Source organism: Paracoccus sp. L-17, from assembly GCF_056857655.1.
Genome location: NZ_JBSXNM010000042.1, coordinates 247,312 through 255,000 on the forward strand (window position 1 = coordinate 247,312; position 7,689 = coordinate 255,000).

Annotated in this window: 7 protein-coding genes and 1 tRNA gene (1 of these 8 only partly in view); 4 read left to right on the forward strand and 4 right to left on the reverse strand. The window is 67.2% G+C overall.

The features are described 5' to 3' along the window. Window position 1 precedes the first annotated feature (1 nt). The 4 genes from AC13CR_RS13335 to AC13CR_RS13350 form a co-directional block, all read right to left on the reverse strand. Window positions 2-1,024, reverse strand: coding sequence for an aspartate-semialdehyde dehydrogenase (locus AC13CR_RS13335; protein ID WP_292951630.1), 1,023 nt, complete (start codon window positions 1,022-1,024; stop codon window positions 2-4). A gap of 197 nt (window positions 1,025-1,221) precedes the next feature. Continuing rightward, window positions 1,222-1,839 (reverse strand): glycosyltransferase family 29 protein, encoded by a 618-nt coding sequence (locus AC13CR_RS13340; protein ID WP_482900854.1) that lies wholly within the window; start codon window positions 1,837-1,839, stop codon window positions 1,222-1,224. Beyond that, complete coding sequence (locus AC13CR_RS13345) at window positions 1,836-2,876, reverse strand: glycosyltransferase family 4 protein (protein ID WP_482900855.1); 1,041 nt, start codon at window positions 2,874-2,876, stop codon at window positions 1,836-1,838. Before AC13CR_RS13345 ends, AC13CR_RS13340 begins: the two co-directional genes overlap by 4 nt. A gap of 66 nt (window positions 2,877-2,942) precedes the next feature. Next, window positions 2,943-3,356 carry a hypothetical protein gene (locus AC13CR_RS13350; RefSeq protein WP_292951639.1) on the reverse strand — a complete coding sequence of 138 codons (414 nt, stop codon included), beginning with the start codon at window positions 3,354-3,356 and terminating at the stop codon, window positions 2,943-2,945. A gap of 135 nt (window positions 3,357-3,491) precedes the next feature. Between AC13CR_RS13350 and leuB the strand changes: the two genes are divergently transcribed. The 4 genes from leuB to AC13CR_RS13370 all read left to right on the forward strand — a co-directional run. Further along, on the forward strand, window positions 3,492-4,619 hold the full coding sequence (gene leuB, locus AC13CR_RS13355) for a 3-isopropylmalate dehydrogenase (protein ID WP_482900856.1): 1,128 nt from the start codon (window positions 3,492-3,494) through the stop codon (window positions 4,617-4,619). Continuing rightward, a complete protein-coding gene (locus AC13CR_RS13360) occupies window positions 4,620-5,579 on the forward strand; it encodes a DMT family transporter (protein ID WP_292951645.1) in 960 nt (319 codons plus the stop codon). It abuts the gene before it with no gap. A 50-nt stretch (window positions 5,580-5,629) separates the two neighbouring features. Then, window positions 5,630-5,706 (forward strand) — tRNA-Pro (locus AC13CR_RS13365). 304 nt (window positions 5,707-6,010) lie between these two features. Then, window positions 6,011-7,689, forward strand: partial view of an OmpA family protein gene (locus AC13CR_RS13370; RefSeq protein WP_293768207.1) — the 5' portion only. The gene runs 469 nt beyond the window's last position; 1,679 of the gene's 2,148 nt are visible here — the first part of the coding sequence; its start codon is at window positions 6,011-6,013; its stop codon lies beyond the right edge, outside the window.

Genomic DNA, 7,689 nt, shown 5'->3' on the forward strand with positions numbered 1-7,689 from the left:
ATCAGCCCTTCTTCAGCACCCGGTTGCCCAGCAGTTCCGCGATCTGCACCGCGTTCAGCGCGGCGCCCTTGCGCAGGTTGTCGCTGACGCACCAGATGTTCAGGCCGTTCTCGATGGTCGAATCCTGACGAATGCGGCTGATGAAGGTGGCAAAGTCGCCGACGCATTCGACCGGGGTCGTGTAGCCGCCGGGTTCGCGCTTGTCGACGACAAGGATCCCCGGCGCCTCGCGCAGGATGTCGCGGGCTTCGTCCTCGTCCAGAAAATCCTCGAACTCGATATTGATGGCCTCGGAATGGCCGACGAAGACCGGCACGCGAACGCAGGTGGCCGTCACCTTGATCGCGGGATCGACGATCTTCTTGGTCTCGGCGACCATCTTCCATTCTTCCTTGGTCGAGCCGTCATCCATGAAGACGTCGATTTGCGGGATGACGTTGAAGGCGATCTGTTTCTGGAACTTGTTGGGCGCGACCTCCTGACCGGGCACATACATGCCCTTCGTCTGGTCCCACAACTCGTCCATGCCTTCCTTGCCCGCGCCGCTGACGGATTGATAGGTGCTGACGACCACCCGCCTGATCCGCGCCCGGTCATGCAGCGGCTTCAGCGCCACCACCATCTGCGCGGTCGAACAATTGGGATTGGCGATGATGTTCTTTTTCGAATAGCCGGTGATCGCCTCCGGATTCACTTCGGGCACGATCAGCGGGACGTCGGGATCATAGCGATAGAGCGAGCTGTTATCGATGACCACGCAACCGGCCTTGGCCGCGAGGGGGGCGTATTTCTTCGTCGCGTCCGACCCGATGGCGAACAGCGCGATGTCCCAGCCGGCAAAGTCGAACTGGTCGATATCCTGGATTTTCAGGGTCCTGTCGCCAAAGCTGACCTCGGTGCCCTGCGAACGGCGCGAGGCCAGGACGGCGATTTCATCGACCGGGAACTGGCGCTCGTCCAGAATGTTCAGCATCTCGCGGCCCACATTGCCCGTGGCGCCGGCAACAACGACTTTGTAGCCCATTGGGGACTCCTGTCTTCTGCGGTTGGCGGCGTGTAGCGCAGGCGAGGGCGGGATGGAAGGGGCGGAGCCTTGCAGGCATGCGGTGCCCGGCCCCGCCCCGATCGCGGATGGACCACGCCCACGGGACGCCTGGCCGGGATAGACGCCCAGCGGCAGCGACCGGGACGGGCCGCGCCCGTCCCGTCCCCTTCGCGATCTCAAGCCACCAGGTCGAGGCGGGGGTCGCGGCGCTGCATGTCCCCGACCCAGGCCGCTTCGGCGCCGAAATCATGTGGCACCTGCGCGGCGCTGCGACGTCCCGACAGGCTCTGGCTGGCAAAGAAATCGAAACCATAGAGTGTCAGCGAGGCAAGCCCGGACCGCAGCGCAAGGTCGATCAGCATCGCCCCTGTCGTGGGCGGCGCGCCCAGCCGGTCGCGCAGGGCGCAATAATCGCCCAGCGGATGCAGATAGAAGCCGGGGCTGGCCGCCGTCCGCCAGTCCAGCCGCTTGCGCTTGGGCGACATCCACAGGATGCGCGCGGGCCCGATGCGGTCGCGATCAGGCGCGGCCAGCCGCACCGCCAGGGCCAGCCAGTCGGTGCGGCTGCCATGGCTGGGGGCCGCGGGCATCGGCGCGCGGTTGATGCGGATCACCAGGTCGGCTTTGTCGATGGCGGAGCCATGGGCCGCCCCGGCCAATGCGCGGGCATTGCCGATCAGCGCGACCGACCGGCCGGCCAGATCGGCCAGCAGTTCCCGTTGCGGCACCGACAGGCGCATCAGCGCGGTCTCTTGGCGCAGGCTGCGCGCGGCCAGAAAGCGCAGGCGGTTCATGGCTGCGACAGCAGATCGTGATAGATGCGGACCAGCGCGCGAGCCTCGGCCTGGATCGAGTGGTTCGCCTCGACATGGATGCGTGCCGCGCGTCCCGCGGCCGCGCGCGCCGCATCGTCGTCCAGCCAGCGGGCCAGCGCCGCCGACAAGGCCCCCGCATCGCCGGTCTGGACCAGGCTGCCGGTCTCGCCGTCGCGGATCAGCGCCTCATAGGCGCCGACGCGGGCGCCGATGGCGGGAACGCCGCAGGCCATCGCCTCCAGCGGGGTCAGACCGAAGCCTTCCCAGCGGGCGGGTGCGGCGAACAGGTCCAGGGCCTGGTAATGCCGCACCAGCCGGTCCCAGGGCAATTCCCCCAGAAAGCGGATCCGGTCCTGCAACCCGGCCCTGCCGATCCGGTCCTGCAACCCGTCGGCGAAGGCGCGGTTGTCGGGGGTAATGCGCCCGGTGAAGATGATCTGCGCGCGCGGTCGGGCGGCCAGCAGATCGAGGCCCGCGCGGACCAGCAGGTCGACGCCCTTCTGTTCGCGCACACGCCCGAAACAGCCAATCAGCACCGCATCCGGATCCAGCCCGAGCTGGCGGCGCAGCGCGGCGCGATCCGGCGCGGGGTGGAAGATCCGAGTGTCCACGCCATGCATGACGACGCGGGCGGGCCGTTCCAGATAGGCCGCGGCCTGCGGCGTGGTCGCCACCAGCGCCTCCTGCCGGCGAATCAGCCATTTCGTGAAGCGGCTATGGCGGCGCTGCGCGGCCGAGGTGAACATCAGCCGGTATTTCCGCCCCAGCAGATGGCGCAGGATCAGTCCAAGCAGCATTTCCGTGTTGCGCCGCGCGTGCCAGACACGCCAGCGGTCGCGCGGCAGGGTCGCTGCGCGCAGCAGCGGGATATGCGGCACATCGGGCGGCATGCCCGGCCCGGTGGCGCGGATCGCGATCATCTTTGCCTGAACCGGGATCAGCCGCACAACCGTCGCCGTGACGCCCGAAAGGCGGCGTTTGAGATTCGGGGCGACGACCAGCGGAATATCGGACATGGGCGGCCTTTGAGCGATGGGTCGGTCCGCAGCATAATCAAGCCGAGGCCCGAGGGACAGGGCCGGTCATCGCTGCAGTTTGGTCCCGCCACCCATCCGGATCAGCCGGTCGATCAGCGGCCGCGCCTCGGGGCCGATGCGGTCGCAGGACGAGGGGTCGTCCAGCAGCGTGAAGGCCGGTCCGAAATAATCGCGTTCATATTGCGTGGGGTCGACGCCGATCTGCGCCGCCAGCAGATCGCCGGTGCCGCTGAGCAGGGTCCATTCGCCATCGGTGATGGCATAATCGGGACAGTTCGCGGTGATCACCTCGATCTCGGCCAGTTGCCGGGCCAGCATGTCGGCCTCGGTCCGGTTCATGGCCGAGACATCGGGCAGCGGCACGCTGAGCCGTTGCCCGCCGGACGAGATCTCGGCTCCGGCCAGCAGCAGCGCGCCTCCGGCCAGTGCCGTGATCATCAGCATGTCCCACGCTCGCATGGTCGATTCCCCTTGCCTCTCGCGGTCCCAACCGTTCTGCGTGCCAGGCGCCGCCCGCAACCCAATTCACCGTGAACTTGACCCTGCTGCGGGTCGGGTCTAACCGGGGTCATTCCCGATCCTGAGGAGGACTGCATGGCCGATCGTTTCTCGCTTCTCGTTCTGCCCGGCGACGGAATCGGCCCCGAGGTCATGGCCGAGGTGGTCAAGGTGATCGGCTGGTTCGAGGCCAATCGCGGCATGTCCTTCGAGATCGGTCACGATCTGGTGGGCGGCGCGGCCTATGACCGGCACGGAAAGCCCCTGGCGGACGAGACCATGGCCCTGGCACAAGCGGTCGATGCGGTGCTGCTGGGCGCGGTCGGGGGGCCGAAATACGACGATCTCGATTTCAGTCTCAAGCCCGAACGCGGCCTGCTGCGCCTGCGCAAGGAAATGGACCTGTTTGCCAACTTGCGTCCAGCGCAATGTTTTGATTCTATTGCAGATTTTTCGTCACTCAAGCGTGAGGTCGTGGCCGGTCTGGACATCCTGATCGTGCGCGAGCTGACCAGCGGCGTCTATTTCGGCGAGCCGCGCGGGATCCATGCCGATGACAACAACCCCGACAACGAGGGCGGCCGCGTCGGCGTCAATACCCAGCGATACACCAGCGGCGAGATCCGGCGCGTGGCAAGATCCGCCTTTGAACTGGCGCGGCGGCGCAGCAACAGGGTCTGCTCGATGGAAAAGGCCAATGTGATGGAATCGGGCATCCTGTGGCGCGAAGAGGTGCAATGGGTCCACGACAACGAATATCCCGATGTGGAATTGTCGCATATGTATGCGGATAATGGCGCGATGCAGCTTGTCCGCGATCCACGCCAGTTCGACGTGATCGTGACCGACAACCTGTTCGGCGACATCCTGTCGGACGCCGCCGCGATGCTGACCGGCAGCCTTGGAATGCTGCCATCGGCCAGCCTCGGCGCACCGATGGCGAATGGCCGGCCCAAGGCGCTGTATGAACCCGTCCATGGCAGCGCGCCCGACATTGCCGGGCAGGGCAAGGCCAATCCGATCGCCTGCATCCTCAGCTTCGCGATGGCGCTGCGCTATTCCTTCGACCGGGGCGACGCGGCGGCCGAACTGGAACGCGCGATCGAGGCTGTCCTGGCCGATGGCGTCCGCACCGCCGATCTGATGGGCCCCGAGGGCGGCACGCCGGTCTCGACCGCGCAGATGGGCGACCGGATCGTGGCCGCGCTGTCCGCGGGGGCGTGATTGGGGCTTTCGGCCAATGTCCGGGGCGCGCTGCTGCAACTGGCGGCGATGGGCCTTTATGCGACGCATGACGCGGTGATCAAGACGCTTGGCGCGCGTTATCCCGCGTTTCAGATCCTGTTCTTTTCCTCGCTGCTGTCCTTTCCGCTGATCTCGATGGTGCTGATGCGGGACCGGACGCATGGCACGCTGCGGCCAAACCGCCCCGGCTGGATCGCGCTGCGCACCGCCTGCGCGGTAGCGTCGGGGATGGCCGGGTTCTATGCCTTCTCGAATCTGCCGCTGGCGCAGGTCTATGCGATCCTTTTCGCCACCCCGCTGCTGATCACCATCCTGTCGATTCCGGTGCTGGGCGAACGTGTCGGGGCGCATCGCTGGGCCGCGGTCATCGTCGGACTGATCGGCGTGCTGATCGTGCTGCGGCCCGGCGGGCAGACGCTGGCGCCCGGTCACGGCGCGGCGCTGATCGCCGCGCTGGCCAGCGGGCTGGCGGCGGTGATCATCCGCAAGCTGGGCGGGACGGAACGTCCGGTGGTCCTGATCATGTGGCCGATGCTGGGCAATTTCGTCGTGACCGGGGGCGCGTTGAGCCTTGGCTACACGCCGATGGCGCTGCCCGACCTGGCGCTGGCCGGACTGATCGCGGGGCTGGGACTTGCCGGTGGCTTTCTGGTCATCCTTGCCTATCGCGCCGGCGAGGCGGCGATCGTCGCGCCGATGCAATATTCGCAGATCCTGTGGGCCACGGGCTATGGCTGGTTCCTGTTCGGCGAGGTGCTGGACCTGCCGACGCTGATCGGCGCGGCGATCATCATCGGCTCGGGCCTCTACATCGTCTGGCGCGAGGGGCGCGGCGGCAATTCGGCCAACCGTCCGGTGCTGGCGACACGGCTGCGGACCGAGACCGTGACAGCGCCGAAGTCCGCGATCCTGCAACGTTTGTGGCATCCGCGCGACTGAAATGGGGCTTGCAAAGCCACCCGCCGCGCGCTAGTTGCCCCACCTACGGTCGGAGCGTAGCGCAGCCTGGTAGCGCACCTGCTTCGGGAGCAGGGGGTCGGAGGTTCGAATCCTCTCGCTCCGACCAGTTTTTCCGCATCGCGACGCGCCAGCCTGCCTCGCCCGCAGGTGACGGATCTGCCCTTGATTGGCAGGCAGCGAGCTCACGGGCCATCCATGACGCATTGCGGATTGCCTGCTGCCGACGCGCGTCGTGCGCCAACGTCTTTGCAGCGAACGGGAATTCCAGCCCGCCAGGCGAAAGAAGCCCGACCTTCAGACCCGTTTTCGGCGGCGTCGCGACGCGGTGATCACGCGCTTGTTTGGAACTGACGGTCCACTGCGACTGTTTGTCGCTCGAACAATCGCCAAACGGCAATGAAGGAGCACCCATGCGCCGCATCATTCACAACACCACCGCAATCGCGGCCTGCCTGTCTCTGCTGGCGCCGCAGATTGCCATGGCCCAGGCGGCCAAGCCTGATGCCAATTCCGACCAGCCCGCGCAGAGCGCCCAGGGCGAACAGCCCGCAATCGTGCCCGAGGTCGATGCCACAGCGGCCCAGCCCTGTGCCGACGGCAGTGCGGCACCCTGTGGCACCGAACAGCCCGCAGCCAATGCCGGTGCCGAAGAAACGGCCGCTCCAGAACAATCCGCCGCCGACGAGATGCCGGCAACGGACGGCTCTGTCGATGCGTCGGGCACCGTTGCGCCTGAAGCCAAGGCTGAGGCAGCGGCAGGGCAGGGGGATGCCGGAGGCTCTACGGCCGCGCCGGCCGCACCGGCCGATGCGACAATGGCCGAAGACCCCGCCGCCGCGCCAGAGGCGCCGGCAGCGGACCCCGCAATGACGGATACGGCAGATCCCGCGGCCTCGGAAGAAACCACCGCAACCGGGGACGCCGCGACGGGCGAGGATGCCCTTGCGGACGCATTGGCCAAGGAATCGGATCAATCCGGTTCGGTCAAGGCGCAGGACACCGAGGCGACGTTGACCGGTGAGACGACCGGCGGCGCAAAGGCATCCGGTGAAGCGACGACGACCTCCGGCGACATGACGGCGACCGGCGAGGCGCAATCCTCTGGCGCAGCGGAAGCTGACGCCGCCGCGCAGCAACCGGACGCGACCGAAACCAATGCGGCCGGTGCCGAGGTGACCACGGACCAGAAGGCCGAAACCGACGCCCGCGAGCCTGCCAAGGCCGCCGACAGCGAGGGCGCCGATCCGGCCAGCGACGAAGACGCGCTGGCCAAGGCCCTGGCCGAGGAATCGGACAAGACGACTGAAGCGGATAAGCCCGCCGACAGCGGCGCCGGATCAGGCGCCCCCGAAGCCGAAGCATCGGCCGACACCAAGGCTGCCACCGAGGCCGAGACAACCACCACCACGGATGCCTCCGGCCAAGAGGCGGCCGTCCCGGAACAGGACGTGACCGAAACCGAAGCCGCGAGGGAGGCTGCGGCGACGACCGAAGCGCCGACAGCCGCCGCTCTGGACGAGAATGCGGCCGATGCCGAGGTGACCGAAGAAAAGGTGACCGAAGACAACAGCCGGTCCTCGTCCGAGGATTTCACGACGAATCTGCGCGATGCCCTGAACTCCACGACCGGTCAGCAGAACGCGGCGCAGGATTCGAATGGCGGTGATGACGGCAAGAACGATCTGGCCAAGGCCCTGCTTCTGGGTCTGGGCGGCGTCGCCGTCGGCGCGATGCTGAACAACAACCGCCAGGTCGCGCTGAGCGCGCCGGATCGCGTTGTCGTGACCCGGTCGGATGGCAGCCAGCAGGTCATCAAGGACGAAGTTGCGCTGCTGCGTCAGCCGGGCTCGACCGTCAGCACCGAGAATTTTGGCGACGGTTCTTCGCGCACGATCGTCACGCGCGCCGATGGCAGCAAGATCGTGACCATCCGCGACGCCGATCTTCGTGTGCTGCGCCGGACGCTGGTGTCGGCGGATGGATCCAGCGTGCGGCTGATCGACGATTCGGCGGTTGCCGAACCCGTGGACGTCTCGAGCCTTCCCGCTCCGGCCAAGGCGGTGAGTGCATCGGCCGGCGCCATGGACGA